Below are 26,428 nucleotides of genomic sequence, written 5' to 3' on the forward strand. Positions count from 1 at the left end.
GCAGGGGACATTGGCATGAGCGGAGTGTTTTCCGCCGTAGGTTCGTTCTGGACCTATCTCACATATCTGTTCGACCCGTTCTGTGGTCCGGTCGGTATCTTCTCACTCTTTGGCAACGGCACATTGCTCACCTGCGGCGACGGCTGGGGCGACGAAATTGCCTTTGGCGTCAAGGTCACCGTTTCAGTGGCAATCGCAACGCTCCCGGTCGGACTGCTTTTGGGCTTTCTGATCGCGCTCGCCGCACAATCGCAGGAGAAATCCCTGCGCCTTGCCGTTGGCATCTACACGACGATCTTCCGTGGTCTGCCGGAGCTTTTGACCCTGTTCATCGTCTATTACGGCATGCAGATCCTGCTGCAGACGATCGGCGGTTATCTCGGCTTCACTGGCCCCATCGAGATCAACGCCTTCGTCGCTGGTATGATTGCGCTTTCGGTCGTCTTCTCGTCCTATGCATCCGAAGTGCTGTTGTCTGCTTTCCGGGCCATACCCAAGGGTCAGTATGAGGCGGGAGATGCGCTTGGCTTGTCGCGCAGCCGCACCATGGTCCTGATCATCATTCCGCAGCTCGTGCGCATCGCCCTGCCCGGCATGACCAATCTCTGGGTGATCCTGTTGAAGGACACATCTTATGTGTCGATCATCGGGCTCGCGGATATCGTGCGACAGACCGGTATTGCTGCGCGTGTCACTAAGGATGCGTTTCTGTTCTACGGTATTGCCTGCATGCTCTACCTTGTCCTCGCTCTCCTCTCGTCGATCGGCATTGGCTATATCGACCGCTGGGCACGTCGCTCGGAGGTGCAGAAATGAGCCATGTCGACCAGTTGATCGAGGCAAGACCTGCACCACCCGCGCCGCCGCGGCAGTTGTCAGTTGCGAGGATCGCAGGCTACGCAATCGTCGCGCTTTGGGCGCTCCTTCTTGGCGGGCTGGTCCTTTCACTGGTCCTGGACTGGGATCCAGACAAGATCGAGCGTTACGGCTGGCGCTATATTGACGGCCTGCTGACGACCATAAGCCTTGTCGGCCTTGCCCTGATCCTCGGCGCCGTGCTCTCCGCACCGATTGCTTTCGCCCGCATGTCGGAGAACAGGGTCGTCAGCGCCATTGCGTTCGCTTATGTCTACGTCTTCCGCAGTACGCCGCTCCTGGCTCAGTTGTTCCTTATCTATTATGGCCTTGGCGGCTTCCGTACCGAACTGGAAGCGGTCGGCCTGTGGTGGTTCTTCCGCGATGCTTGGTATTGCGGCCTCCTTTCACTGACGCTGAACACCGCTGCCTACCAAGCCGAAATCCTGCGCGGTGCAATCGAGAGTGTGCCGAAGGGTCAGCATGAAGGTGCTGCCTCGCTCGGTATTTCCAAGCCGGTGACCTTCTGGAAGATCGTTCTGCCGCAGGCCCTCATCGTTGCGTTGCGCCCCTACGGCAACGAGATCATATTGATGATCAAGGGCTCGGCAGTGGTCTCCATCGTCACCGTCTTTGACCTGATGGGCCAGACCCGCTATGCCTATTCGCGCACCTTCGACTTCCAGGCCTACCTCTGGGCTGCGATTTTCTATCTCTCCATGGTGGAAATTCTGCGCCATGTGTGGGCGATGGTGGAAGCGCGACTGACGCGCCATCTGAAGCGGTAACGCGTTAGCAGCACTCCGTTCGAGCAGCTGCTAACATGATGAGAAACATAAATAATTTGTGACAAACCCCATTCTTGGCAAGGTTCGATTAACCATGTCATGTTCCCATTGTCGATGACACTTTTAACGTGTCCGCGATCAATAGAACGGGAACAGCCACATGAACCATGACATGGAAATGATGCTGAAGGGCTATGGGCTCACCACAGCCGAAATTCTCTATCGCATGCCCGATCATCCCTCCGTCCTGCAAAGCTACCTCTGGCAGAACTACGATCTCGCGCCCGACTTTCCTGAAATGCACGGATTTTTAAAGTTCTGGCAGGAGACGTTGGATGGTCCGCTGCATTCGGTACGTTATGTCCACCGCAAGCTGATCTCGGCGCAGGAATGGCGCTCTCTCAAAGGCGAATTCATTTTGCACTGACGGCGTTGTGGTCCCGGCGAGCGGCTGGCAATCCAAAACAGGCATTGCGCCTAATAGCGTTGCGGCTTAATCAGGCTTCCAACGAAGCCAAGCCGGATGCACGCCATGACCAACAACACAAAGATCGATGAAGAAGCCCTAGCGGAGGCCTACAACCGCGCGCTCGCCCTTGAAAAAGCCGGCGACATCGACGCGGCGGTAAAAGCCTACGAAGAGGTTCTCGCAATCGATCCTGAGGATCATGGCGGTGCCGCCGTCCGCATCGCATCCATGGGGCGCGGCGAAACGCCACCCAAGGCGCCGGACGCTTATGTGGAAACGCTGTTCGATCAGCATGCCGAGGCTTTTGAGGATATCCTCGTCGAACAGCTCGGCTATGCTGTTCCGATGATGGTGCGCCAACGGTTGCAGACGCTAGAACTCGGTCCGTTCAAGCGCCTGCTCGATCTCGGATGCGGCACCGGTCTTACCGGCGAGGCGCTTCGTGACATGGTCGAAGACATCACTGGTATCGACATTTCCGAGAACATGGTCGAAATCGCCCATGAAAAGGATGTCTACGAGACGCTGTATGTCGCTGAAGTGGAGGATTTCCTCGAGGACAATGACGATGAGCCGTTCGACATCGTCACTGCCACCGATGTGCTTCCCTATCTCGGCGCACTCGAACCGCTCTTTTTCGGCGCAGCGGAGAATATGGTCGAAGGCGGCATCTTCATCTTTTCATCGGAAACCCTGCCAGACGACAAGATGGGACGCCGACCCTATATCGTGGGTGCCCACCAGCGCTTCGCGCATTCCGAAACCTATGTTCGCGAACGTCTCGCTGCCACCGGTTTCGAGGTGATCGAGGTCACCGATATCAATGTGCGCATGCAGGATGGAGAACCGACACCGGGTCATCTGGTGGTTGCCAGATTCAAGGGTTAATCTCCTGCCGAATGTTTTGGTCCAGGAAATTTGCAAAGACAGAGAGGCCCGAAGATCGATTTCGATCTTCGGGCCTACTTTTTTAGGACGAAGGAACTTTACCGGCAAAGCACGCCAAACTCGCGGCGCTCTTCACTCTTCACCGGATTTCGGATTGTCAAGAATCATGTAGTCCAGCGGCAGTTCGGTCGTGTACTTGATCTGCTCCATGGCAAAGGCAGACGATACGTCGCGGATTTCGATCTTGGCGATCATTCGCTTGTAGAAGGCGTCATAGGCGGCGATATCCGGAACGACCACGCGTAGCAGATAATCGACGTCGCCGCTCATGCGGTAGAACTCGACAACCTCCGGAAACTCGGACACGACTTCAGAAAAGCGCTTCAGCCACTCGATGGAGTGCGAAGCTGTGCGAATCGAAACAAAGACCGTCACCTTCGTGTTGACCTTCGTCGCGTCCAGAATGGCAACGCGGCGGCGAATGACGCCATCTTCTTCCATCTTCTGGATACGCCGCCAACAGGGCGTCGTGGAAAGCCCGACCTTCTTTGCAAGGTCGGCAACGGCCAGTGTGGAATCCTCTTGCAGAATACGTAGAATTTTACGGTCGAGGCGGTCCAATCTTCTCTCCTACGGAATTATTTTCCCTTATTTACATCAAATAAAACAGAAAAAAAGAAATTTGTTTCAGCGCGTCAGTCTTTCCACATGCTCCTGTAGGACAGGCAACACATCCTGCTCGAACCATGGGTTCTTGCGCAACCATGAGGTGTTGCGCCAGCTCGGATGCGGCAGAGGCAAGATGGCAGGACCGTTATTCGTCTGCAAATAGTTGCGCCAACTTTGCACTGTTTCCGTCATGTTTTTCTTGCGCCGATCACCAAGGTGCCAGCTTTGAGCGTATTGGCCGATAGCCAGAACCAACTCGATCTGCGGCATCGCCTCCATGACCTCTTCACGCCAGCGCGGCGCACATTCGCGCCTTGGTGGCAGGTCGCTACCGCGCTTGTCATAGCCGGGAAAGCAAAAGCCCATGGGTGCGATGGCGAAACGATTGGCGTCATAGAAAGTCGGACGATCGACATTCAGCCACTTTCGCAGCCGATCTCCGGATGCATCGTTGAAAGGAAGTCCACTTTCATGCACACGCAATCCCGGCGCCTGTCCTGCGATCAGTATCCTCGCCTTTGCCGAAATGACAGCGACCGGACGCGGCTCATGGGGCAACCGATCTGCATCACCCCGTAGCGGTGCGTCACGACAGATTCGGCAGCGCGCGATACTGGCGCGCAAGAGTGCGATCGCCGTGTCCGGCTTTTGTAGTTCAGCATCCATATCACCACCGCAAGACATGTCGTAGCATGGTTATAATTCCCGCAAAGGGCCTATCATCATTGATGCCATTGCGCTCACGTCGCCAGTCCCTCGGGCGCTCGAATGCGCCACTCCACAGGCCCAGCCTCTGCGTCCTCGCGTGTTCCTCCTCCTGGGCGTAGAGAAAAAACTCGGTCGTCACGGCAAGCCCTTCCGCGACGACAAGACTTCCCACGTCCTTGCCATCGACAGAACAGCGAACCAGAAGGCGCGAGTACTTGTCAGTTTTGCTCCCGGAACATTCGACCTCTCCACGATCAAGGACATCACGTAAAAAGTCACGTGCTGCCTGCCCGCAGGCCCAGCTCTGATCGTCCACGCCGCAGCTCTGACGAAGTTCGGGCGCATCGATCCCCAAAAGCCGGTAGCGCGTTTTACCCGACGCAAGCGTATCCCCGTCAATGGCGATAAACCGGCCAGAGAAGCGCCGGTCGCTCAAACCATTGACTTTCGCCAATATCAACGCCCCCAGAATGACGATGAGCAGCAGGGTGAATCCGTCCTTCACCGGAGAGAACCTTCTGCCTGACTTTCGTCTCATGTACCAACAAACCCTTTGCAGAAATGGCAAACAAATCCTTTCGCGGCAGCATCTTCTTAAGACTTTACCCTTAATCTGCAAACGTCCCGGATCGGTTTCGTTTGTAGATGAGTAAGAGCGCCAGCATCATTGCCGACAAGAATATCGTCGATCGGTCTCGCACGCGGCGCAACAAGGCCGTGTTCGATGCCGTGAAAGCGACCCGTGAGCGTCTGCAATATGGCAGCACCGGCACGATCGCGTTCGAGCGCGAAATGCTGCAGATGCATGTGGTGGAGATGCTGCATGGCGCTACGATCATGCCCCTCTTCATCATGCTGGCCACGGGCATCGGGATTTATATCACGCGCGACATAGAGCTCGTCGGTTGGACGTTCCTGGCGCTGACCACCCATGCCGTTTGCCTCATGTTTGCCCGTCGTGCGCACAAACAGACGATCAGCACGGCAAGTGCGGACCGCTGGCTCAAGACCTTTCAGGGAATGCAGATCGTCATTGGCTTGATCTGGGCGCTCTTCGCCGCTTATCCCATGAACGCCGAAAATATGTCGCTGGCCATGTTCTACAAGGGCGGCACGCTGCTGATCGCGCTGTCGATAACGGCCATGTCGAATTTCATGCTGCGCCGCGCCATTGTCACCACCTTTCTGCCAGTTCTCGTCGCACTCGGCATCAATGCGGCGCATTCGCAGAACCCGATAGATATCGGCATGGCGCTGATGTTTTTCATGGCCATGCTGTTTTGCCACTACATTACCAGACGGTTGCACAATACGAGCATCAAACTCCTGTCCTTCCAGTCGGAAAAAGACGATCTGATCGCGGAACTGGAAGTGGCGAATTCGATGTCGGACGAGGCTCGCCGCCGCGCGGAAGAAGCCAATCTGGCGAAATCTCGCTTCCTCGCCTCAATGTCGCATGAGTTGCGCACGCCGCTTAATGCGATCCTTGGCTTTTCGGAGGTGATGGCCTCGGAAATCCTGGGACCGCTCAACAATCCGCTGTACAAAGAATATTCGGCGGATATCAACCGCTCCGGCCAGCATCTTCTCGACCTCATCAACGAAATCCTCGATCTTTCTCGCATCGAGGCGGGGCGATATGAGTTGCAGGAAGAGGCCGTATCGCTGCTCGAAATTGCCGAAGACTGCATCGGCATGATTCAGCTACGCGCCCGTGGCAAGAATATCCGTATCACACAGCAGTTCGAGCGCAGCCTGCCGCATGTCTGGGCGGATGAGAAGGCGCTGCGACAGGTGGTTCTCAACCTGTTGTCCAACGCCGTCAAATTTACTCCGCAAGGAGGCGAAATATCGATCAAGGCGGGCTGGACTGCACGCGGCGGTCAGTATGTGTCGATCAGAGATAACGGCCCCGGCATTCCCGAAGAAGAAATTCCAGTGGTACTCTCGGCCTTCGGTCAGGGATCTATCGCCATCAAAAGCGCAGAACAGGGAACAGGCCTTGGCCTGCCAATCGTCCAGGCAATCCTCTCAAAGCATGACGGGCACTTCGTGCTGAAATCCAAACTGCGTGAAGGAACCGAAGCGATAGCCATTCTACCGGCGAAACGGATCCTGCAAACCGTTCCGGCCGTCGAAGACGTGCCGGTAATAGAGCGCCGCAAGCGATCTTTCGCTTAATTTTCAGAACGGATTGACGCTGAGGTATACCGTGGAAATCAGCGAATAGAGAACCAAACCGCCATTCGCCAGCAACAAACAGAAAACGGCGAACGAGCCGAGGTCTTTCGCGTTTCGTGCAGCGCTTGAAAATTCGGGCGACACACGGTCGACGATTTCTTCGATGGCTGTATTGAGTGCCTCCACGCAAAAGAGCAGCAACATCAGCACAATGAAAATCAAGGCATGGACCAGCGGCGCGCCGATGATGGTCAGGAAAATCAGCCCTGCCCCGAATGCCATCACCTCATGCCGGAAGGCTGCCTCCCCCCACAAACGGGTCAGCCCCTGAAAGGAATAACGCGTCGCGGCGATCAGATGGCGAAAGCCTGTCTCCTTGCGAAACGCGGGCTCCGGATTGAGAACGGGATCCGGCGTGGGCGTGTTGTGCGTCCTATCCATCGCAAACTCAGTGGTCAGTGCGGTTCGTGACACCCGCCTGCGCGAATGTCGCCATGCCGGAGTGGCATGCAGCGGCGGCCTTGACGATGCCTGCCGCAAGTGCGGCGCCGGTACCCTCGCCGAGACGCATGCCCAGTGCCAGAAGTGGCGTTTTGCCAAGCCGCTCGACCGCCGCCATATGGCCCGGCTCGCCGGAGACATGGCCGATCAGGCAGTGATCGAGCGCTGCCGGATTTGCAGCTTTCAGAAGAGCGGCAGCAGCCGTCGCAACGTAGCCGTCGATCAAGACCGGGATTTTTTCGACCCGCGCAGCCAGAATTGCACCGGCCATCGCGGCAATCTCGCGACCACCGAGACGGCGCATGATTTCCAGCGGATCCGACAGATGGTCTTTATGGAAATCCACCGCAGCCTTCACGGCGGCGATCTTGCGCGCCATGAACTTTCCTTCGGAACCGGTGCCCGGACCTGTCCATTCTTCTGCCGAACCACCGTAAAGCGCGAGATTGATCGCAGCCGCAACGGTCGTGTTGCCAATTCCCATTTCGCCGATGCACAGAAGATCGGTGCCGCCAGCGATCGCTTCCATACCAAAGGCCATGGTCGCGGCGCAATCGCGCTCCGAAAGTGCATCTTCGCAGGTAATGTCGCCAGTCGGGTAGTCCAGCGCGAGATCGAAAATCTTTAGGCCCAGATCATGGGTCACGCAGATCTGGTTGATTGCAGCTCCGCCCGCAGCAAAGTTTTCGACCATCTGCTGGGTCACCGAAGACGGATAGGGCGTCACGCCATTGCGTGTAACACCATGATTGCCAGCAAAAATCGCCACCAGAGGACGGTTGACGGCGGGTGCGCGTCCAGACCATGCAGCCAGCCACATCGCAATCTCTTCCAGACGTCCGAGCGAACCGGCAGGCTTCGTCAGCTGTGCATTGCGCTCCTTGGCGGCAACCAGTGCATGCGTATCCGGCCCTGGCAGGTCACGCAAAAGAACACGAAAATCATCGAAAGGCAGGCCGCTCACGCTCATGGTATCGATCTTTCTCTCATGCCGAAGACTTGTGTTTTCCGGCAAATCGGTCTTTGTTGCGCCTCTCATAATCGGGGACGGGCAGAGGAACAACCTCTAAAGCATATCGGGCAAAACTACCGAGTGGTTTTGCGGTACCGATATGCTCTTCGAAAGCCTGTATCGGCCATTCGAACAGCGGGAGAGCGGATTGATCCTGGATGGTTTTTTGACGCGGATCATGCATGCTCTGAGCTTTCTAAGCCGCATTCCGGTGCCCGACACGTTTTTCAATGGAGTCAGGGTGGACATGCTGGCTGCCACTCGCGTCTTTCCTGTGGCTGGGCTCATTATCGCGCTGCCATCGGCTCTCCTCCTGGGCCTCCTCGACCGCGCCCATGCCGATCCGTTGGTGAGCGCGGCCCTTACACTAGGCATCGCCACCGTCATCACCGGTGCGCTGCATGAGGATGGTCTGGCCGACACTGCCGATGGATTCGGCGGCGGCGCGGACAAGGAGCGGACCCTCACCATCATGAAGGACAGCCGCATCGGCAGCTACGGGGCGATCGCGCTGATCCTTTCATATCTGGTGCGAGCTGCGGCAATAGCCGTCCCGATCCGCGAATTGCCTTGGCCGGCAAGCGCGGCCTGCCTGATTGCAGTCGCAAGCTTCAGCCGGGCCATGATGGTCTGGCACTGGCATGATCTTCCCCCTGCCCGGGAAGGCGGTATCGCAGCATCCATCGGACAGCCGTCCAGAACCGATTGCAATCAGGCACTCTTCTTCGGCGCGGCCATTGCATGCGTTACGCTGTTCTCGTCGATCTCGATCATTGCATCGATCGTCACCCTGTCCGGTGCCTCGGCGGCCGCCTATCTCTTCGGCCGTCAATGTCAGAAAAAAATCAATGGCCACACAGGCGATACGATCGGCGCAACACAGCAAATTACCGAAATCGTGATGCTGGTCGCCCTTGCTCTGCAAGCCTGAAGAAAAGATATGAAGACGATGGAAACACCCTGCATTCAGGTCTGCCAGCTAAACCGGGAAGGTCTCTGCACCGGCTGCTATCGGACTATCGCTGAAATCACCGGCTGGAGCGGCTTTACCGTCGCTGAAAGACACCGGATCATTGGTGAGTTGCCCAAACGCAAAACGGGGAAAGTGGCAGGAATGGAGAGCGCAAGGGCATGAACAGGCTGACTTTGGTTCTTCTCATCCTCGGTATCGGACTGGCACTTCTCCTCATCAACAATAGTAGCGGAGAGACCTTCGGGATGGATAATGAGCGCTTCGCCAGCGCGCTCTATCTGACACCGATCGCAGTCCTTCTGTCCGCCGGTATCCTGGCAGGCAGTCGCGGCAATCTCCCAACGGTGCTGCGGCAACTGGCCATCTGGCTGGTCATCATCTTAGGCCTTGTCGCGGGTTATCTGTACCGAGGAGACCTGCAGCGGTTTGGCGACCGGTTGTTGGCAGGGCTCGTTCCCGGACGCGCCGTGGTGACGACGACGCGCGACGGTGTGCAGGAAGTTATTCTCAACAAATCAATGGGCGGTCACTTCGAAACCGAAGCCACGATCAACGGCGTCTCCGTCCACATGCTTGTGGATACCGGTGCAAGCTCCGTCGTGCTCTCCAACGCCGATGCGCAGGCGATCGGCATCAACCCGGACAATCTCAATTACACAGTCTCGGTGATGACTGCCAATGGCCGAACAGCTGCGGCATCGGTGCGCCTTACGGAGATCGCCATTGGCCCGATCGTTCGTCGCAACGTCTCCGCGCTCGTCGCTCAGGAAGGCCAGCTGGACCAGAGCCTGCTCGGCATGACGTTCCTCTCGACGCTCGGATCATTGCAAATGCAGACAGACCAGCTGACACTGAGGGATCGGTAAGGCCGGATCAGTTACGCAGCTTGTAACCCGTCCTGAACATCCAGCTGATAACCGCCAGACATACCGCCAGGAATCCCGTGATCATCACGATGCTGATAAGGGGGTTTACATCGGCGATCTCGTAGAAGCTCCAGCGAAACCCGCTGATCAGATAAAGCACCGGGTTGAAGTGGCTGACCGTCTGCCAGAAGGGTGGAAGCATATTGATCGAGTAAAAACTGCCGCCAAGAAAGGTCAAAGGCGGAACCACCAGCATCGGGATCAGGTTGAGCTGCTCGAAATTCGACGCCCACATGCCGATGATGAAACCGAATAGGCTGAAACTGATCGCCGTCAGCACGAAGAACAGCACCATCATGACGGGGTGGGCAATCGAGATATCGACGAAGAAGGACGCCGTGATCAGGATGATCGTGCCTATCATCAGGCCCTTTGTCGCCGCTGCGCCGACGTAGCCTGCCAATATCTCCGTCATGGAGATGGGCGCTGAGAGAATTTCATACACGGTACCGGTGAATTTCGGGAAATAGATGCCGAAGGAGCCGTTGCTGACGCATTGCGTCAGCAAGGTCAGCATGATGAGACCCGGCGTAATGAAGGCGCCGTAGGACACACCTTCCACTTCCTGGATGCGCGAGCCTATGGCGGTGCCGAAAACGATAAAATAAAGCGATGTCGAGATGACCGGCGATATGACGCTTTGCAGCAACGTACGGCGCGTGCGCGCCATTTCGAACAGGTAGATGGACTTGATGGCTTCGAAGTTCATTTTTGTCCTCCTACCAATGCAACGAAAATATCCTCGAGCGAACTTTGCCGCGTCGATATATCTTTGAAATGAACGCCCTCGCCAGCAAGCGCCGACAGAAGCTCCGCGATCCGCCCCTGCTCCCCGTTGCCGTCATACTCATAGGTCAGACAGGAGCCGTCTTCCGAGAGCTGCAGATGAAAGGGCGAAAGGCTTTCCGGAAGCGTTTTGACGGGTGTCGTCAGTTCCAGAGACAATTGTTTGCGTCCGAGCTTTCGCATCAGAGCGGTCTTTTCTTCAACTAGCAGAAGTTCACCCCCATTGATCACCCCGACGCGGTCAGCAATCTCCTCGGCTTCTTCGATGTAGTGGGTCGTGAGAATGATGGTCACGCCAGAGGCGCGCAACTCCTCCACGACCTGCCACATGTCACGTCTGAGCGCGACATCAACACCTGCGGTCGGCTCATCGAGAAAGAGAACCTTCGGCTCATGTGCCAGTGCTTTTGCAATCAGCACCCGCCGCTTCATGCCGCCGGAAAGTTCTCGCAGCATGTTGTCCTTCTTGTTCCACAGCGAAAGGGATTTCAAAACGCGTTCGATCAGTTGGGGATTCTTGCTGTAGCCGTGCAGCCCGCGAGAAAACGATACCGTGTTCCATACCGTCTCGAACTGATCTGTCGTCAGTTCCTGCGGTACGAGCCCGATTAAGGCTCGTGTCTTGCGAAAATCCTTGACCACGTCATGTCCACCGACAAGAACGCTGCCCTCTCCAGGATTGACAAGACCGCAGATGATAGAGATCAGCGTCGTCTTTCCCGCTCCGTTAGGACCGAGAAGAGCCAGAATCTCTCCCTCCTGAATATCGAGGGTGATGCCTTTGAGCGCCTGAAAACCATTGGCGTATGACTTCGTCAGATTGCGGATGGACACGATTGGCTTGCGGGAGGACGTCATAGATAAACTTTCGGCAGGATACTGAAGCGCGAATATAGGCACGCAGGAGCGGAAACACTACACCCGGCTTGCAGTTCCAGTTTCTTCGACATCCGCATTATGATCCGGGAACTTTGTCATGAAGATGTGATGCAGACTGGCTAACGATAAATGCGGCAGGCTCGGCGCGATTTGACGGCAGAGACTGCCCGGTTTTCAGCACCGTTGCATATTTCGAGATATACGGCAGTCATACTGAAAGACATTTCCGGGCAGAGGCTTACCCTAGGACTCTGCCCTGTTTTTTTATGCGACCGAAAACCCGGCCACGGCAGGTAGAAAGCCTGCCGTCAGTCGCAGTGGCGATAACCGGACTTGCGGGTGCGAAGATCGAAATGGAAGTGATTCCAGTGGTTGGGATCACTTCCCGGACCAAGAACCGTCGAGAAGTACTTGCAGCTGTCGGAGCGGACGGCTTTGAGCAGACCTTTTTCGCGGAAGGCAAAAAAACTCTTGGTGCGAACGTCTATTTCCTTACCGTTCTTCAGCGTAATCGTCCCAATGTCGATGGCGTTGCCGCGGGCGTGTTCCGACCATGGATTGCTGGCCCGGGAATTCATCTTGCGGCAGGAATAACCGCCCATCGGTGTGATGCGACCGACACCGGACAAGTATCGGAAACGGGATGACGGCACGAGTTCGAATTTCACCCACTTGGCAAAGGCCAGCGTCACCTGGCAGTTGAGCTTCACCGCCGGACGGATCGCGACACCGCTATCGAGGCCGCTGAGTTCGATGGGGTAATCGATACCGCAAGTGGGACCATCGGCAATGCGCGCCACATCGCGGAAAGCAACGCCTAATCTGCGAAGCTCGGTGCGGCAGGCAACCTCAGAGGGCGGCATCATGCCTGGCGGTTGCGACATGCGCCTTTCCTGCGCCGGATTGTCGGGCATCAACATTGCCACGTCTTCAACCGGTTGCGCCTGCCGACGACCGCCTGCGGGCGGAGGCGGAATAAGGCGGGATTGATTGGCCAGCTGGCGTGGCGGCTGTTGTGGCGGATAGGAGCCGCTGTCGGGAGCAGACACCTCGATATCCTGCTCTTCGGCGTGGCTTCGCCCCGGCGTCACACCAAGTCCAGCATCCATGTTCACGCCCTGCTCACCCTCCGCCATCTGCGACGGCATGTGGGTTGATTGCGGCTGGACGGGTGCGAGACGGCTTGCCTGCGCATCGAGCGTCGAATAGCCCTGCCCCGCTGAATTCAGTAGTGGATCACGTGAAGCCTGCTCCCGCGGCATGGGCTGCGAAAGCGCGGATGGGTCATTGAATGGCACGTTCTGGCTGACGGGCGCAGGTGGCGCACTGTAATTCTGCCGGCTGGAAGAGCGAATGGAACTGACCCGGGTCGCTCCATCGACCTCAGCGGGGGGCACCAACCCCTCCGCTGAGCACGATACGATCACCGCAGACATTGTTATCAACGTCGCAAGACGACGCGGAAGGGAAACATACGCCATACCAGAACCTGCACCTTCAGCGACCGCAACACGCGGCGATCAGGTCAAATTGTAAAGAAATCTGGTAAACGAACCCTTGTTGCCGAAGCAAAGAAAGTGACCGGCAAAGGCTTGTATGTTTGGAAACGAGACAGCGTCGAGTCGACAATGCGAGTGTCGAGCTTCTAGTAGCGTGGAAAAACCGAAGGGGCCGTCGTACGCAACGCCCCCCTGATCGGATCAAAACGAGACTCAGGCCGCCCGTGACATCGGGCCTCCAGCAGAAACGTTTCCAAGCTGGAAGCGTGCCAGAAGCGAATGCAGCTTGCGGCTCTCCTCAGCCAGCGTTTCGCCCGCCACCGTCGTTTCTTCCACCATCGCAGCATTCTGCTGGGTCATCTGGTCCATATGGTTGACGGAGGTATTGATCTCCTCCAGACCGGTGGCCTGCTCGCGCGCAACCGTGGCAATCGAGTTCACATGACCGTCGACGCGGTTGACCAGCGATACGATCTCCTCCAGCGCTTCTCCGGTGGAGCGAACCAGCGTTACACCGCCACTTACCTGTTCCGCCGAACTGTTGATCAGCGTCTTGATCTCCTTCGCAGCATTGGCGGAGCGCTGTGCGAGTTCGCGAACCTCCTGTGCAACAACGGCAAAGCCACGACCGGCCTCGCCGGCACGCGCGGCTTCCACACCCGCATTCAAGGCAAGCAGGTTTGTCTGGAAAGCAATCTCGTCGATGACGACGATGATCTGGCCGATCTTGCGCGAGGACTCCCCGATCCGGTCCATCGCCTCCACCGCGCTGCGCACGAATTCGCCCGAGCGTCCTGCGCTTTGCTTTGTCTCCGTCACCATTTGCCGTGCTTCATTGGCGCGTTCCGACGCGGTGCGAACTGTGGATGTTATCTCGTCCAGTGCGGCTGCGGTTTCTTCCAGAGCCGCGGCCTGCTGTTCGGTGCGGCGGGAAAGATTGCCCATTGCTTCGCTGATATCGGCGGCACTGACATTCACAACCTCGCTGCTGCGCGAGATTGTTGCAATCACGTCCCTTAGAGCGCCGACGGCGCTATTGAAGTCGGGGCGCAACTTTCAGTATCGCCACAAATAGGGCGACAAGCGCATAAAGCCGCGTGGACATGTTTAAATGTTTCATCTGCCCCCAAGTGTAATAAATTGTTGATATGCTTAAAAAATTTCCAAGTATAAAACGAATTTTTCGCTTGCATTAAAATATATTACATGAAGGGAAATATCATCTATACGCATTATGAATGTAAGTCAGGCTCATCAAACTTTCGATAGTGTCGCGACTTGCGATCGTCTTAAATAAAAAAATTGGAAAAACAAAATATAAAGTAATTGTGCATTAACAAATCGAAATCATTATCTCTACGCAAAATAAATCCACGAGAACGATATGCCCAAACCTAATTTTCGCTACACCCATTACGATCTCAAAGAGATACGTACCGGTACCATTATTGAAGTGTCATTGAACGCGGTTGCAAACGTGCGTTTGATGACAGCTGGTAATTTCCAGAGATTTACAGAATTGTTGGATTTCAAGTATGTGGGCGGCGTTGCACGAAAATCACCGGTACGCATAGCTATCCCGGAGACGGCCCATTGGCACGTCGTCGTGGATGGTGAAGGCCACAATGGCTTGGCAGAGTCATCGGTCAAGATGCTACCGCCCAACCCGGCCACCGCTGCGCGCAAGACTGCCTGATCGATCCTCCGACAACACCCGAAGGCGAAGCGCAAACATACCCCGAGACGGGACACTCGCGCTTTAGCGGGGGTTACGGTCCCGCCGAAGCTTCGACCACCAGTCCAAACGTTTTCGAATGTCTCGCTCAAAACCGCGATCAGGCGGATCGTAAAATGTTGTGCGCCCCATCTTTTCGGGAAAATAATCCTGGCCCGAGAAAGCATCCGGCTCGTCATGGTCATAGCGATAGCCATCGCCATAGCCCTCGCCCTTCATCAGCTTGGTCGGCGCATTGAGAATATGCTTGGGCGGCAGCAATGAGCCATTTTCCTTGGCTGCCCGCATAGCGCTCTTGTAAGCAGTATAGACAGCATTGGATTTCGGTGCTGTCGCCAGATAGACGCATGCCTGCGCAAGCGCAAGCTCGCCTTCGGGCGAGCCGAGGTAATCATACGCATCTTTGGCGGCATTGCAGATGACAAGCGCCTGCGGATCGGCAAGGCCAATATCCTCCACCGCCATGCGGACCAGCCGCCGGCCGAGATAAAGGGGATCTTCACCAGCGTCGAGCATGCGTGCCAGATAGTAGAGCGCAGCGTCCGGATCGGAACCACGCACGGATTTGTGCAGGGCAGAAATCAGATTGTAATGCCCATCCTGACTTTTGTCGTAGACCGGAGCGCGGCGCTGGACGATGCGGGTGAGACCTTCGGTATCGAAGACTTCGCCTGCCCTTGCCGCACGCCAGACTTCTTCGGCAAGCGTTAGAACCGCACGCCCATCGCCATCCGCCATGCGAAGCAGCGACAGCCTGGCATCATCGTCAAGCGGCAGCGGTTTAGCTTCCGTTTGTTCGGCACGGTTCAAGAGTTCAAGGAGGCTTTCCTCATCATGCGACTTGAAAGTGAGGACGCGTGCCCGCGACAAAAGAGCGGCGTTAAGCTCGAAGGATGGATTTTCCGTCGTTGCTCCGACGAGAATGATGGTGCCATCTTCCATGACCGGCAGAAAACTGTCCTGCTGGGCGCGATTGAAGCGATGGATTTCGTCCACGAAGAGCAGCGTCTGCCGCCCGTTCATTCGACGCGCACGCGCCGCCTCGAACACTTTCTTGAGATCGGCAACACCGGAAAAGATCGCCGAAATCTGTTCGAATGCAAGCCCCGCCTCGCCGGAGAGCAGCCGAGCCACGGTCGTCTTGCCAGTTCCCGGCGGCCCCCAGAAGATCATCGAGCCGAGCGAACCGCTCTCGATCATGCGACGCAGAACGCCCTCTTCACCCGTCAGATGCGGCTGGCCCGTGACCTGCGCAATCGTCGTTGGGCGTAGCCGATCCGCCAAAGGCCGCCGATTGGCGACCTCGGCTGGAACCTGGGGTGCAAAGAGGTCTCCACTCATCGCAGGAACTGCCGCAAACGCTGACCGTCACGAATGATTTCCAGACGCCAGAAGCCGGGATTGTCGTGCAACGCTTCTTCCATTTGGGCACTGGATGTAATGTCCGCGCCGTTCAGTGACACGATAATGTCCTTCGGCTGAAAGCCGACGCGCGCAGCGGGCGAGCCCCGAGCGACATCGACGATGACAACGCCGGTGGTCGTGGCGACCATGCGCAATTCGTCGGCAAGCTTCGGCGAGAGATTGGCGACCGTCGCACCCGCGAATGGATTGCGGCCTTCCAGCAGACGCTCGTCACGCGGTGCGGTTTCCGGCGCAGTGTCGAGCGCGATGGTGACGGTCTTTTCCTTGCCCTTGTCGATTAGCGTGATCTTCGCGGACTTGCCTATTCCTGCTGTTGTCAGACGATAACCCAGCGCGTCTGGATGCTCTACCTCGATATCGTTGACCGCAGTGACCACTTGACCAGGCTCGATACCCGCTTTTTCAGCGGGCCCGCCCTTCACTACGCTGACGACGAGAGCGCCGCGTGCGCGCTTCAGTCCGAGAGCCTCGGCAACTTCGGATGTCACCGGGTCGAATGTCGCACCAACATAAGGCCGCTGGAAGCTCTTGTCGCCCTTTTCAGCCGAGGCAAGGAACACCTTGACGAGATTGGCCGGAATGGCGAAACCGATACCGTTGGAGCCACCGCCGCGCGAAAAGATGGCGGTGTTGATGCCGATCAACTCGCCATTCATATTCATCAGCGCGCCGCCGGAATTGCCCGGGTTGATCGATGCATCCGTCTGAATGAAGAAGCCGAAATCGCCCTGGGTCACCTGATTGCGCGCTAGCGCCGACACGATACCGCTGGTGACGGTCTGGCCAACACCGAACGGATTGCCGATCGCCAGTACCAGATCACCCACTTCGGTCGCGTCCGAGTTGCCAAGCGGCAGCACGGGGAACTGCTCCTTCGCATCGATTTGCAGCACGGCAAGATCGACGCGGTCATCTTTTAGCAGAACCTTCGAAGAAAACTCACGACCATCCGCCAACGCCACTTTGATATCATCGGCCCCCTCGATGACGTGGTTGTTCGTAACCACCAGACCGCTGGCGGAAACGATCACACCAGAGCCGAGCGAGGATTGCTTTTCCGTACGGTTTGGCAATTGCTGCCCGAAAAACTGTTCAAAAAATGGATCACCGGCAAAGGGCGAAACGCGGCGCTGAACGATGCGCTCGGCATAGACATTGACCACCGCTCCGGAAGTACGCTTGACCAGCGGCGCAAAGGACAGCTGCATTTCAGTGCGGCTCGACGGCACTGCCTTGGCGTCCTGTGCCTGTGCACTGAACGGCGCCAGAAGCAACGCCGCCAGAAAGCCGTGGGCCATGAATTTCAACACGCGCTGCATGTGATTCCTCATCTTCATCAATAGGATGCAGTTATAGCGTCTCAGCCTATAAATCAAACGGCGGCAATATCATGACATGTGGCTTTGCGAGCGACAGCTTTACTTTCTGTGGAACTGGTTTGCAGGTCTGAGAATTTATCCGCCAAGATTTGATCAAAAAAGAGAAAGAAAAATGCAGTTTCGAAAACACGCACTGGCCATGTTTATTGTTTGCGCGTCTTACTCGCACGGATCGCCCGTCGGCGCTGCAAGCTTCGATTGCGGCAAGGCCGATCTCGCAGCAGATGAAAAAGCGATCTGCGAAAATCGCGCTCTGAACGATCAAGACGTGAAGATGGCCACGACCTTCGATATTCTAACGCAGCTCATGGCCATGGGAGCCCGCGATACGCTAAAAACCGAACAGGCCGAATGGTTGAAACACCGACAGACCTGCGAAGCCGATGTCGCCTGCCTGACTAAAGCCTATGACGAGCGCATGGTGAAACTCGGCGAAGCGTTCCAAAGCATCAACCGCCCGCTTTAAACTGTCTCGATGATATCCGTCATCAACGCATGCAGGGCATCCCGGTAACCGGTGCGCGCCGAGGGCGCGTCTTCTCGGGATGTCATAACGACAGATAGCGCCTTCGACGGAACGATATAGAGCATCTGCCCGCCATAACCCCAGGCATAATAAACCTTCTTACCCGCCATTTCTTTGATGAACCAGCAATAACCGTATCCGTCGCCATTGAAAACTGAATTGGTCCTCTGCGTCCATGACTGATCAATCCAGCTTTGCGATAGAAGTCGCTGACCATCTTTAGTTCTACCGCCACGCCGATAAAGCTCTCCAAAAGCAAGCAACGAGCGCGCCGTCATCGCCATCTGGTTACCTCCAAGATAAATCCCCTGAGGATCTCGCTCCCAGCTTCCAATGGAAAAACCCTCCAGCGGCTTGAACCAATCGCGTGCCAGCGAGAGCGTGGAGCGGCCAGAGGCTTTAGTCAGGATTGCCGAGAGAAGATGAGTCGAGGCGGTGGAATAGAGCATGGTCCCGCCCGGCTCACCGTCGAAGCCAGAGCCGAGGGCGGTGCGGACCCAATTGCGGCTTGCGACCCAACGGCCGTAGTTGGGGCCGGACATTCGAGCCAGACCCGCCTGCATTGACAGTAGATTGCCGATGGTAACGCGCTCAAGTCTCGGATCGGAATTCGCGGGAAAGTCCGCCCGCAGCACAGAAGCGATCAGCTGATCCGCACCTTCCAGTATTTTGCGATCAATCGCCATGCCGACAAGAGCTGAGACGATAGACTTCGAAGCCGACTTTATATTCGTCGACCCGTTAAGCGCCGCACCATTATAGGCGCGCGACGCAACTTCTTTGCCATCGACGCTGACGATTACAGTTTTCAGCGTCTGGAGTGAACCAGACCCATCCAGGACAGGATCGAGTTCTTTGCGCACATCAGAGGATTGCGCGGACACTTTGGTGGCGAAAGGTAGGGTGGCGAAGACTGCGAGTACTGTGCGACGTTTCATACGTGTCTAGGTAGGCCCTCGCACAGCCAAAGGAAGCGGCATCACCACCTTGTGACCTGCGAAACTTTGCTCGAGAAAAAGATTCTGCGAACAACGCGTTTGAGTGATTTCCGAAATGAAAACATCAGCGTCTTGATTCAACATTCGAAGGAACGCCACGTCTACTCTTCGTAAATCATCTTCCGCGTCATGCCGCCATCCAGGACGAGAACCTGCCCGGTCATAAAGCCAGCGCCAGTGAGATAGAGCACGCCATCAGCTATATCTTTTGGCCGACCAACGCGGCCTACCGGATGCTGCGCCTCGTCTTTCTTACGCAGATCGGTTTCATCCGTTATCCACCCTGGCGCGATGGCATTGACGCGGATCTTCGGTCCAAGGCTGACGGCCAGCGCGTGGGTTAGAGCAACGAGACCGCCCTTGGACGCAGCATAGGCCTCAGTTTCAGGCTCGGACATGAAGGCGCGCGTCGAAGCCATATTAACAATGCTGGCACCCTCTCCCATCAAAGGCACGGCGGACCTCGTCATCAGGAAAGCGCCAGTCAAATGGCTGTCGGTCACTTTCCGCCAGTCTGAAAGTGAGAGCTCATGGATCGGCCCGTTCACGGGACTCGCGATACCAGCATTGTTGACCAGCAACTCAAGCCCCTTCCAACCAAGCTGATCGAAAGCGGCAAGCACAGAGGTTTCATTGCCCACATCGCACAAAATATGGCAAGCCGCCGTCTTGGTTTCCTTCACATCGAAAGACGCGACCGTCCAGCCGGCTTCCAACAAAGCCTCGATGATACTGGTTCCGATCAGGCCACCGCCGCCGGTCACAACTGCGCGCTTCATAATGTTCTCCCTACCATGTCGTGCGGCAACGTTTGCGATAGCCAGGTTGTTCCGATGTTGACACCGGGGTTGAACCTGGCGAAGGCTCGCGCATCATGGGACGGATGAACAATGCCACCAAGAAACCTGCCGTACTGACATCAGAACGCCTGTTGCTGCGACCGCTCAAAATTTGAGATACAGCAAGGCTCGCGCGGATCACCAACGATACTCTCAGTACCCGCAACCTTCTCAAGACCACAATGCCTTTCACCGCCGTGGAATCTCGGCGACTGATCTCAAGGATTCTGAAAAAGAAGCGTCCGGTTTGGGCTATCGAGAGCGGGCAGATCATCGGCCTGATTGGCATCTCTGGTGAGTTTGGAGATTGGCTGGCCCGCAGCGCCTGGGCAAAGGTTACGCCTGTGCGGCACACGTTTATCATAGATCATGCGTTTCAGCGCTTAAAGGTCGAAGCGCTTCATGCCAGCTTGATCGCCGACAGCAAGGTATCTCACCCCATCTTGAGGAAGCTGGGGTTTCAAGAGGACAGGATCGCGAGCGCCTTCTGTTGCGAGCGAAGCAAAGTCATGTCTCTCATCCGTTACAAGCTTGACCGACATAGATGGGAAGACGCTTAAATCAACCAAAGCTTACAAAAGGGTCACTGTGACCTAACTCGATCTTGCAACGACGACTTTCAACATGTTGTAAAAAATGGAAAAAACGCCCTCTTTAGAGCGTTTTCCAATGAACTCGGAGGATGCAGAGCGCAAACTCACTCAGGAAGAATGCGAACTGCACCCTTGTCCGCGCTCGAAGCAAAGGCTGCATAAGCCTTCAGCGCAGTCGTAACATTGCGTTTGCGGAATTCTGCGGGCTTCCAGCCAAGCTGATCCTGCTCCGCGCGACGCGCTGCAAGTTCGGCATCCGACACCTTGAGATTGATCGTCCGGTTCGGGATGTCGATCTCAATCGGATCGCCTTGGCGCACCAGACCAATAGCACCACCTTGTGCCGCTTCTGGAGAAGCGTGGCCAATGGAAAGTCCAGACGTGCCGCCAGAGAAGCGACCATCGGTAATCAGAGCGCAGGCCTTACCCAGCCCCTTCGACTTGAGGTAGCTTGTCGGATAGAGCATCTCCTGCATACCAGGACCACCCTTCGGGCCTTCATAACGGATCACGACGACGTCGCCAGCCTTGACCTCGTTGGACAGAATACCCTTCACCGCCGCGTCCTGGCTCTCGTAAACGACAGCCGTTCCGTTGAACTTCAAAATACTCTCGTCGACGCCCGCCGTCTTCACGATGCAGCCATCCAGCGCAATATTGCCATACAGCACGGCAAGACCGCCATCTTTAGAGAACGGTTTCTCGACGGAGCGGATGACGCCGTTTTCGCTGTCAGTGTCGAGATCGTCCCAGCGAGACGACTGGCTGAAAGCAACCTGTGTCGGAACGCCGCCTGGTGCAGCCTTGAAGAACTCGCGCACGGTTTCGGAGTTGGTGCGAGTGATATCCCAACGGTCGATGGCATCGCCAAGCGTGGGTTCATGCACTGTAGGGCAATCGCGATTGATCAGGCCGCCGCGGTCGAGCTCACCCAGGATGCGCATGATGCCGCCGGCGCGATGCACGTCTTCCATATGCACGTCCTGCTTTGCAGGCGCGACCTTGGAGAGGCAAGGAACCTTGCGTGACAGACGGTCGATGTCTTCCATGGTGAAGTCGACTCCACCTTCGTGCGCCGCCGCCAGAATGTGCAGAACGGTGTTGGTGGAACCGCCCATGGCAATATCGAGCGACATGGCATTCTCGAAAGCAGCTTTGGAGGCAATGGTGCGCGGCAGAACAGTTTCGTCGTCCTGCTCGTAATAGCGGCGCGCCAGATCGACGATGAGATGACCGGCTTCGACGAACAGACGCTTGCGATCCGAATGAGTCGCGAGCGTTGAGCCATTGCCGGGTAAAGACAAGCCAAGCGCTTCGGTCAGACAGTTCATCGAGTTGGCGGTAAACATGCCGGAGCAGGACCCGCAGGTTGGGCAGGCCGAGCGCTCGATGATCTTGACGTCCTCATCGGACACCTTGTCGTCGGCAGCCGCGACCATGGCATCTACCAGATCGAGTGCAACGGTCTTGCCGTGCAGAACGACCTTGCCCGCCTCCATGGGACCACCGGAAACGAAGACAGCCGGGATATTGAGGCGCATAGCGGCATTCAGCATACCGGGCGTGATCTTGTCGCAGTTGGAAATGCAGACCATGGCGTCGGCGCAATGCGCATTGACCATATACTCGACTGAGTCCGCGATGATTTCGCGCGATGGCAGCGAGTAGAGCATACCATCGTGACCCATGGCGATGCCGTCATCGACGGCAATCGTGTTGAACTCCTTGGCAACACCGCCAGCCGCCTCGATCTCGCGGGCCACGAGCTGACCAAGGTCTTTCAAGTGGACGTGACCCGGAACGAACTGGGTGAAGGAGTTGACCACCGCAATAATTGGCTTGCCAAAATCGCCATCTTTCATACCGGTGGCGCGCCAAAGGCCACGCGCACCCGCCATGTTGCGGCCATGGGTTGTCGTTCTGGAGCGATAGACAGGCATCTCGTTATTCCTCGGTTCTCTCAAACTCGCGGGCATATCTCCCAGGCACATCAACGCGCCCTGCCCGCTTAAAATCTGAGGCGTCTTCTACTCCATTCGCCAACGGCTGTCACTGTCACCTTGCGGCAAAACAGTACGGTGCGGTACGGTACGCAACTTGTTATTTAAATCTGACGCGATCACACTATCGCATCGCATGTCTTAGCGTGTATTGATAGTTCTATGAATGAAATCCCGGCTTGAGGATGTCCGATGATCGTGAAGAATTGGCTGGTACACCCTCACAGACTACGAGTAATCCGCATGGCGCCAACCTTCCTTGTTGCTCTCTTCAGCGCCGCTCAAGCAGAGGAGACAAAGGGACGGCACGTGCAGATCGCTGTCCTGCTCGATGCCTCACCAGAGCCTCTGATCGCGGAATCGATCTGCGAGAAGGAGGTAGAATGCGTGGTCATTTCCAGACCTGACATTGGAATAAAAGTAACTGTCGTTTTGCGTCAGAGAGACGATCGCCAGGCAAACAGATTGACTGTCGATTGCGCATCGCCCTGTTCGTTTCCCCTGGGCATTGGAACGATCAATTTCCGCGGGCACCAAACCTTCGATCTCATCGACGGCGAATCCGGCGTGGGCCGGCATTATCTTTTTCAGCGGCCGCACACCACGATAGGCAGCATATCGGTTATGACTGAACCAACCGGGCCGAGCCAACGTCCACCGATCTGAATAACATCGCAACTTTCTGACAGCTGAGGCGCCATCCTGTCTTGGCACGTCCGAGTGTGCCGACTGGTCTTTCACTTTCGCGCGATTGGTGAACCGACATCTGTTGTTTGCCGTAAATCGGGATCATATCATAAGAACCTGCCTCACCCTGCACATTCCGTGCAGCACCTGTTTCTCAGGAGATTTCCATGGCCGTCTATCGCCCTCCCCGTATCGCCTCCAGCGAAATCACGCCGCGCGATATCTATCTCTCCAGACGTGGCTTTCTCGGTACGGCAGCCGGGCTCGCCGCTATTGGGCTAACAGGTCGAGAGGCGATGGCAGCACCGCTGACGGCAAAGCCCGGTGCCTATAGGCTGGATGAACAACTGACGCCGCTCGATGCTGTCACAAGCTACAATAACTTTTACGAATTCGGCGTCGGTAAATCCGATCCGAAGGAGAACTCCGGAAAGTTCAAACCGACGCCCTGGACGGTGAAGGTCGATGGCCTCGTCGGCAAGCCGAAGGAATTCGGTCTTGAAGAGTTGATGAAGTTCGATCTTGAGGAGCGCCCGTACCGCATGCGCTGCGTCGAGGGGTGGTCCATGGCGATCCCTTGGATCGGCTTTCCTCTTGCGGCCCTCCTAGACAAGGTGGAGCCACTCGGCAGTGCCAAATTCGTCGCCTTCGAAACCGTGGTTCGTCCGGATGAGATGCCAGGCCAAAGCGGTCTCTTCCAGCCGCTGAACTGGCCTTACGTCGAGGGCTTGCGGCTTGATGAAGCGCGCCACCCGCTCACGATCCTCGCGGTTGGCCTTTATGGTGAGACGTTGCCCAATCAGAACGGCGCGCCGATCCGCCTCGTCGTGCCATGGAAATACGGCTTCAAGGGTATCAAATCCATCGTGCGGATTTCGCTGGTAGAAAAGCAGCCGGAAACAACCTGGAAGAACTCCAACGCGCGCGAATACGGATTTTATTCCAACGTCAATCCCAACGTCGATCACCCGCGCTGGAGCCAGGCGACGGAGCAGCGCATTGGTGAAGGCGGCTTCTTCAGCGTGAAGAACCGCCCGACCTTGATGTTCAATGGCTATGAAGAGGTTGCAAGCCTCTATACCGGCATGGATCTGAAGGCGAATTACTGACATGGCATTTGCCCTGCCCTTGCCATCGCTCCCCAAACGCTATCAGCCCGCTGCCATTTGGGCGCTTTACATCCTTGGCCTCTGTCCAGGCCTCTGGTATTTCTACCTCGCTGCGACAGGGGGGCTCGGCTTCAATCCCGTGAAGGATTTCGAGCACCTGCTTGGCATATGGGCTCTAAGGTTTCTGTGCCTTGGATTGATCGTCACGCCATTGCGTGACCTGTTCAATATCAACCTTATCGCCTATCGCCGCGCATTGGGCTTGCTGGCATTCTATTACGTGCTGGCCCACTTCGCAGTCTATCTGACACTAGACCGAGGACTTATCTTCAGCTCCATCATCGGAGATATTCTTAAACGTCCGTACATCATGCTTGGCATGGCAGGGTTAGCCATGCTCATTCCACTGGCGCTGACTTCTAATCGCTGGTCCATCCGTAGGCTTGGTTCCCGCTGGAATACGCTCCACAAACTAGCTTATTCGGTGCTGATCGTCGCCGTTTTACATTTCGTTCTGGCGCGCAAAAGTCTGACATTGGAGCCGATCTTTTACATCACGCTCGCTGTCGTTCTGCTCGGCTACCGCCTGATCCGGCCGACCATCATGGCGCGCCGTAGGGCACAGAGAGCTGCTAATGTCTCACGAACCACCTCATGATCCGTGCCGCGACCACGATGCCAGTCAGATAGCAAACGATATTCCAAAGTGAGAAGACACGGCCCAGCAGCAAGGTGCCGGCAGCCGTGTCACGGAAGGCGTCCAGCGCGGTGAAATGCACCAGCCGGAGCAACTCAACGGCAATGGCGATACAACAGGCCGTGACCACAACGAAACGGGGCGTTCTGTGCCGGGCCAATAGCGTCGCGATCAGCAGGTAAGCCATCGCGCCCCACAAAACGGAGCCGCCATATTTGACGACGGGAAACGTGAGCCCGATCGCATAGCCATAGCGCCGCAGCGCAAGCCCCGTCAAAATGACCAGAATGTAGGCCAGAAAAAGCAACAGGCGTGACGCATAAAATTTGCCACTATCGATTGTCATCGTCGCGCTTTACGTCGATTCTGTCGCCACCTCAAACGGTCGGCAAACTGGGACACCTGCTTTGATGACCGATGCAACGTTTCCAACCAGCCGCCTATCGTTTCTGGATAACTATCTTTGTGATGCGCGACCCTGGGGAAGTCTGAGCGGCACCGGGCGCTTCATTGTCGAGTTTCTCTATTTCGGCATCAAGAATGCCAGAGCCTGCATGTTTGCGGGGCTGTTCTTCCTGTCGATCTTTCTGGTACCTCGCACGGGCCTCTTTGGGCTTCCGCGTTACGATGTTCTGCTCGTCATTGCGTTGGGCATCCAGATATTCATGATTTGGAGCAAACTAGAAACACTCGATGAAGCCAAGGCGATCTTTCTGTTCCACATCGTCGGCTTCGCCCTGGAACTATTCAAGACGTCCAGCGCCATCCAGTCCTGGTCTTACCAGGACTTCGCATACAGCAAGATTTATGGCGTGCCGCTGTTTTCCGGCTTCATGTATGCCGCAGTCGGCAGCTATATCATTCAGGCTTGGAGGCTGTTCGATCTCAGAATCCGGCATCACCCGCCCTATTGGATGGCAACGCTGATAGCGCTTGCGATCTATGCCAACTTCTTCACCCATCACTTCATAGGGGATTATCGCTGGTATATCGCCGCCTGTGCTCTTGGCTTATATTCCCGGACCGCTGTCACCTACCGGCCCTATGACCAGGATCGGGAGATGCCGCTTTTGCTCTCCTTCATTCTCATCGGCTTCTTCGTTTGGCTTGCGGAAAATATTTCGACATTCTTCGCAATCTGGAGCTACCCAAGCCAGCTTGGGGCTTGGTCTGCAGTCAGCCTCGGCAAATGGAGCTCTTGGTCTCTTCTCGTCATCATGACCTTCACCATCGTCGCCCATTTGAAACACATCAAGCATAGGATTTTTATCCCCGAATAGTTCGGCACCACCTGTCGAACTGGTTA

28 protein-coding genes and 2 pseudogenes are annotated in these 26,428 nt (G+C 56.3%); 15 read left to right on the plus strand and 15 right to left on the minus strand.

Annotated elements, in window-relative coordinates; translation table 11 throughout:
* Positions 1–15: 15 nt before the first annotated feature.
* From ACQZ5M_RS01800 to ACQZ5M_RS01815, 4 genes are all read left to right on the plus strand, one after another.
* Positions 16–816 (plus strand): ABC transporter permease, encoded by an 801-nt coding sequence (locus ACQZ5M_RS01800; RefSeq protein WP_296107111.1) that lies wholly within the window; start codon positions 16–18, stop codon positions 814–816.
* Positions 813–1,643 carry an ABC transporter permease gene (locus ACQZ5M_RS01805; protein ID WP_296107113.1) on the plus strand — a complete coding sequence of 277 codons (831 nt, stop codon included), beginning with the start codon at positions 813–815 and terminating at the stop codon, positions 1,641–1,643. Before ACQZ5M_RS01800 ends, ACQZ5M_RS01805 begins: the two co-directional genes overlap by 4 nt.
* Positions 1,644–1,803: 160 nt before the next feature.
* Positions 1,804–2,070: an usg protein gene (locus ACQZ5M_RS01810; RefSeq protein WP_449078963.1), complete on the plus strand. Its 267-nt coding sequence runs from the start codon at positions 1,804–1,806 to the stop codon at positions 2,068–2,070.
* A gap of 105 nt (positions 2,071–2,175) precedes the next feature.
* Positions 2,176–3,000 (plus strand): class I SAM-dependent DNA methyltransferase, encoded by an 825-nt coding sequence (locus ACQZ5M_RS01815; protein WP_296018883.1) that lies wholly within the window; start codon positions 2,176–2,178, stop codon positions 2,998–3,000.
* A gap of 132 nt (positions 3,001–3,132) precedes the next feature.
* On the opposite strand, the gene ACQZ5M_RS01820 is transcribed toward ACQZ5M_RS01815, so the two are convergent.
* The 3 genes from ACQZ5M_RS01820 to ACQZ5M_RS01830 all read right to left on the minus strand — a co-directional run bounded on the left by ACQZ5M_RS01820 (position 3,133) and on the right by ACQZ5M_RS01830 (position 4,882).
* The gene (locus tag ACQZ5M_RS01820; protein ID WP_027677373.1) at positions 3,133–3,621 is read right to left on the minus strand and encodes an Lrp/AsnC family transcriptional regulator; all 489 of its coding nucleotides are present in this window, start codon (positions 3,619–3,621) and stop codon (positions 3,133–3,135) included.
* A 66-nt stretch (positions 3,622–3,687) separates the two neighbouring features.
* Positions 3,688–4,335 carry a uracil-DNA glycosylase family protein gene (locus ACQZ5M_RS01825; RefSeq protein ID WP_449078964.1) on the minus strand — a complete coding sequence of 216 codons (648 nt, stop codon included), beginning with the start codon at positions 4,333–4,335 and terminating at the stop codon, positions 3,688–3,690.
* Position 4,336: 1 nt separating this feature from the next.
* The gene (locus tag ACQZ5M_RS01830; RefSeq protein WP_449078965.1) at positions 4,337–4,882 is read right to left on the minus strand and encodes a thermonuclease family protein; all 546 of its coding nucleotides are present in this window, start codon (positions 4,880–4,882) and stop codon (positions 4,337–4,339) included.
* 140 nt (positions 4,883–5,022) lie between these two features.
* Between ACQZ5M_RS01830 and ACQZ5M_RS01835 the strand changes: the two genes are divergently transcribed.
* Positions 5,023–6,558 carry a sensor histidine kinase gene (locus ACQZ5M_RS01835; protein ID WP_296081559.1) on the plus strand — a complete coding sequence of 512 codons (1,536 nt, stop codon included), beginning with the start codon at positions 5,023–5,025 and terminating at the stop codon, positions 6,556–6,558.
* 3 nt (positions 6,559–6,561) lie between these two features.
* On the opposite strand, the gene ACQZ5M_RS01840 is transcribed toward ACQZ5M_RS01835, so the two are convergent.
* Both ACQZ5M_RS01840 and cobT read right to left on the minus strand, forming a co-directional pair.
* A complete protein-coding gene (locus tag ACQZ5M_RS01840) occupies positions 6,562–6,999 on the minus strand; it encodes a diacylglycerol kinase (protein WP_449078966.1) in 438 nt (145 codons plus the stop codon).
* 7 nt (positions 7,000–7,006) lie between these two features.
* On the minus strand, positions 7,007–8,029 hold the full coding sequence (gene cobT, locus ACQZ5M_RS01845; RefSeq protein ID WP_449078967.1) for a nicotinate-nucleotide--dimethylbenzimidazole phosphoribosyltransferase: 1,023 nt from the start codon (positions 8,027–8,029) through the stop codon (positions 7,007–7,009).
* A gap of 220 nt (positions 8,030–8,249) precedes the next feature.
* Between cobT and cobS the strand changes: the two genes are divergently transcribed.
* The 3 genes from cobS to ACQZ5M_RS01860 are packed head-to-tail and all read left to right on the plus strand — an operon-like array spanning position 8,250 to position 9,910.
* Positions 8,250–9,002, plus strand: coding sequence for an adenosylcobinamide-GDP ribazoletransferase (cobS, locus tag ACQZ5M_RS01850; RefSeq protein WP_449079181.1), 753 nt, complete (start codon positions 8,250–8,252; stop codon positions 9,000–9,002).
* 9 nt (positions 9,003–9,011) lie between these two features.
* Positions 9,012–9,206: a DUF1289 domain-containing protein gene (locus ACQZ5M_RS01855; protein WP_296018903.1), complete on the plus strand. Its 195-nt coding sequence runs from the start codon at positions 9,012–9,014 to the stop codon at positions 9,204–9,206.
* Complete coding sequence (locus ACQZ5M_RS01860; RefSeq protein WP_296075616.1) at positions 9,203–9,910, plus strand: retropepsin-like aspartic protease family protein; 708 nt, start codon at positions 9,203–9,205, stop codon at positions 9,908–9,910. Before ACQZ5M_RS01855 ends, ACQZ5M_RS01860 begins: the two co-directional genes overlap by 4 nt.
* 7 nt (positions 9,911–9,917) lie before the next feature.
* Here the strand turns inward: ACQZ5M_RS01860 and ACQZ5M_RS01865 are convergent, their stop codons facing one another.
* The 4 genes and pseudogenes from ACQZ5M_RS01865 to ACQZ5M_RS01880 all read right to left on the minus strand — a co-directional run.
* Complete coding sequence (locus ACQZ5M_RS01865; RefSeq protein ID WP_296018906.1) at positions 9,918–10,679, minus strand: ABC transporter permease; 762 nt, start codon at positions 10,677–10,679, stop codon at positions 9,918–9,920.
* Positions 10,676–11,614 carry an ABC transporter ATP-binding protein gene (locus tag ACQZ5M_RS01870; protein ID WP_296018908.1) on the minus strand — a complete coding sequence of 313 codons (939 nt, stop codon included), beginning with the start codon at positions 11,612–11,614 and terminating at the stop codon, positions 10,676–10,678. The genes ACQZ5M_RS01865 and ACQZ5M_RS01870 overlap by 4 nt, the downstream gene beginning before the upstream one ends.
* A gap of 329 nt (positions 11,615–11,943) precedes the next feature.
* On the minus strand, positions 11,944–13,116 hold the full coding sequence (locus ACQZ5M_RS01875) for an extensin family protein (RefSeq protein WP_449078968.1): 1,173 nt from the start codon (positions 13,114–13,116) through the stop codon (positions 11,944–11,946).
* A 231-nt stretch (positions 13,117–13,347) separates the two neighbouring features.
* Positions 13,348–14,190 (minus strand): annotated as a pseudogene (locus ACQZ5M_RS01880) (methyl-accepting chemotaxis protein); the annotation flags it as partial.
* Between the two features lie 328 nt (positions 14,191–14,518).
* Between ACQZ5M_RS01880 and ACQZ5M_RS01885 the strand changes: the two are divergent.
* Complete coding sequence (locus ACQZ5M_RS01885; RefSeq protein ID WP_296018911.1) at positions 14,519–14,830, plus strand: DUF1883 domain-containing protein; 312 nt, start codon at positions 14,519–14,521, stop codon at positions 14,828–14,830.
* Positions 14,831–14,893: 63 nt separating this feature from the next.
* Here the strand turns inward: ACQZ5M_RS01885 and ACQZ5M_RS01890 are convergent, their stop codons facing one another.
* Both ACQZ5M_RS01890 and ACQZ5M_RS01895 read right to left on the minus strand, forming a co-directional pair.
* Positions 14,894–16,210, minus strand: coding sequence for a replication-associated recombination protein A (locus tag ACQZ5M_RS01890; protein WP_296075605.1), 1,317 nt, complete (start codon positions 16,208–16,210; stop codon positions 14,894–14,896).
* Positions 16,207–17,613 (minus strand): DegQ family serine endoprotease, encoded by a 1,407-nt coding sequence (locus ACQZ5M_RS01895; RefSeq protein ID WP_296075602.1) that lies wholly within the window; start codon positions 17,611–17,613, stop codon positions 16,207–16,209. Before ACQZ5M_RS01895 ends, ACQZ5M_RS01890 begins: the two co-directional genes overlap by 4 nt.
* Before the next feature lie 172 nt (positions 17,614–17,785).
* On the opposite strand from ACQZ5M_RS01895, the gene ACQZ5M_RS01900 reads away from it, so the two are divergent.
* The gene (locus ACQZ5M_RS01900; RefSeq protein ID WP_449078969.1) at positions 17,786–18,139 is read left to right on the plus strand and encodes a lysozyme inhibitor LprI family protein; all 354 of its coding nucleotides are present in this window, start codon (positions 17,786–17,788) and stop codon (positions 18,137–18,139) included.
* Here the strand turns inward: ACQZ5M_RS01900 and ACQZ5M_RS01905 are convergent.
* Positions 18,136–19,137, minus strand: coding sequence for a serine hydrolase domain-containing protein (locus ACQZ5M_RS01905; RefSeq protein WP_296075598.1), 1,002 nt, complete (start codon positions 19,135–19,137; stop codon positions 18,136–18,138). The two genes, ACQZ5M_RS01900 and ACQZ5M_RS01905, sit on opposite strands and share 4 nt — an antisense overlap.
* Before the next feature lie 161 nt (positions 19,138–19,298).
* Positions 19,299–19,976 carry an SDR family oxidoreductase gene (locus tag ACQZ5M_RS01910; RefSeq protein ID WP_296075595.1) on the minus strand — a complete coding sequence of 226 codons (678 nt, stop codon included), beginning with the start codon at positions 19,974–19,976 and terminating at the stop codon, positions 19,299–19,301.
* A gap of 188 nt (positions 19,977–20,164) precedes the next feature.
* Here ACQZ5M_RS01910 and ACQZ5M_RS01915 point away from each other — a divergent pair.
* A pseudogene (locus ACQZ5M_RS01915) lies at positions 20,165–20,596 on the plus strand (GNAT family N-acetyltransferase); the annotation flags it as partial.
* 137 nt (positions 20,597–20,733) lie between these two features.
* Here the strand turns inward: ACQZ5M_RS01915 and ilvD are convergent.
* Positions 20,734–22,569 carry a dihydroxy-acid dehydratase gene (ilvD, locus tag ACQZ5M_RS01920; protein ID WP_296018921.1) on the minus strand — a complete coding sequence of 612 codons (1,836 nt, stop codon included), beginning with the start codon at positions 22,567–22,569 and terminating at the stop codon, positions 20,734–20,736.
* Between the two features lie 252 nt (positions 22,570–22,821).
* Here ilvD and ACQZ5M_RS01925 point away from each other — a divergent pair, with 252 nt between their 5' ends.
* The 3 genes from ACQZ5M_RS01925 to msrQ all read left to right on the plus strand — a co-directional run bounded on the left by ACQZ5M_RS01925 (position 22,822) and on the right by msrQ (position 25,083).
* Complete coding sequence (locus ACQZ5M_RS01925) at positions 22,822–23,295, plus strand: hypothetical protein (RefSeq protein WP_449078970.1); 474 nt, start codon at positions 22,822–22,824, stop codon at positions 23,293–23,295.
* Between the two features lie 188 nt (positions 23,296–23,483).
* On the plus strand, positions 23,484–24,425 hold the full coding sequence (msrP, locus tag ACQZ5M_RS01930; protein WP_296075590.1) for a protein-methionine-sulfoxide reductase catalytic subunit MsrP: 942 nt from the start codon (positions 23,484–23,486) through the stop codon (positions 24,423–24,425).
* Position 24,426: 1 nt separating this feature from the next.
* On the plus strand, positions 24,427–25,083 hold the full coding sequence (gene msrQ, locus ACQZ5M_RS01935; protein ID WP_449078971.1) for a protein-methionine-sulfoxide reductase heme-binding subunit MsrQ: 657 nt from the start codon (positions 24,427–24,429) through the stop codon (positions 25,081–25,083).
* On the opposite strand, the gene ACQZ5M_RS01940 is transcribed toward msrQ, so the two are convergent.
* A complete protein-coding gene (locus ACQZ5M_RS01940) occupies positions 25,058–25,468 on the minus strand; it encodes a ribosomal maturation YjgA family protein (RefSeq protein ID WP_449078972.1) in 411 nt (136 codons plus the stop codon). The genes msrQ and ACQZ5M_RS01940 overlap by 26 nt on opposite strands.
* A gap of 64 nt (positions 25,469–25,532) precedes the next feature.
* Here ACQZ5M_RS01940 and ACQZ5M_RS01945 point away from each other — a divergent pair, with 64 nt between their 5' ends.
* Complete coding sequence (locus tag ACQZ5M_RS01945) at positions 25,533–26,402, plus strand: DUF817 domain-containing protein (protein WP_449078973.1); 870 nt, start codon at positions 25,533–25,535, stop codon at positions 26,400–26,402.
* The last annotated feature ends 26 nt before the right edge of the window (positions 26,403–26,428 follow it).

Source organism: Rhizobium sp. 22-785-1 (assembly GCF_053521965.1).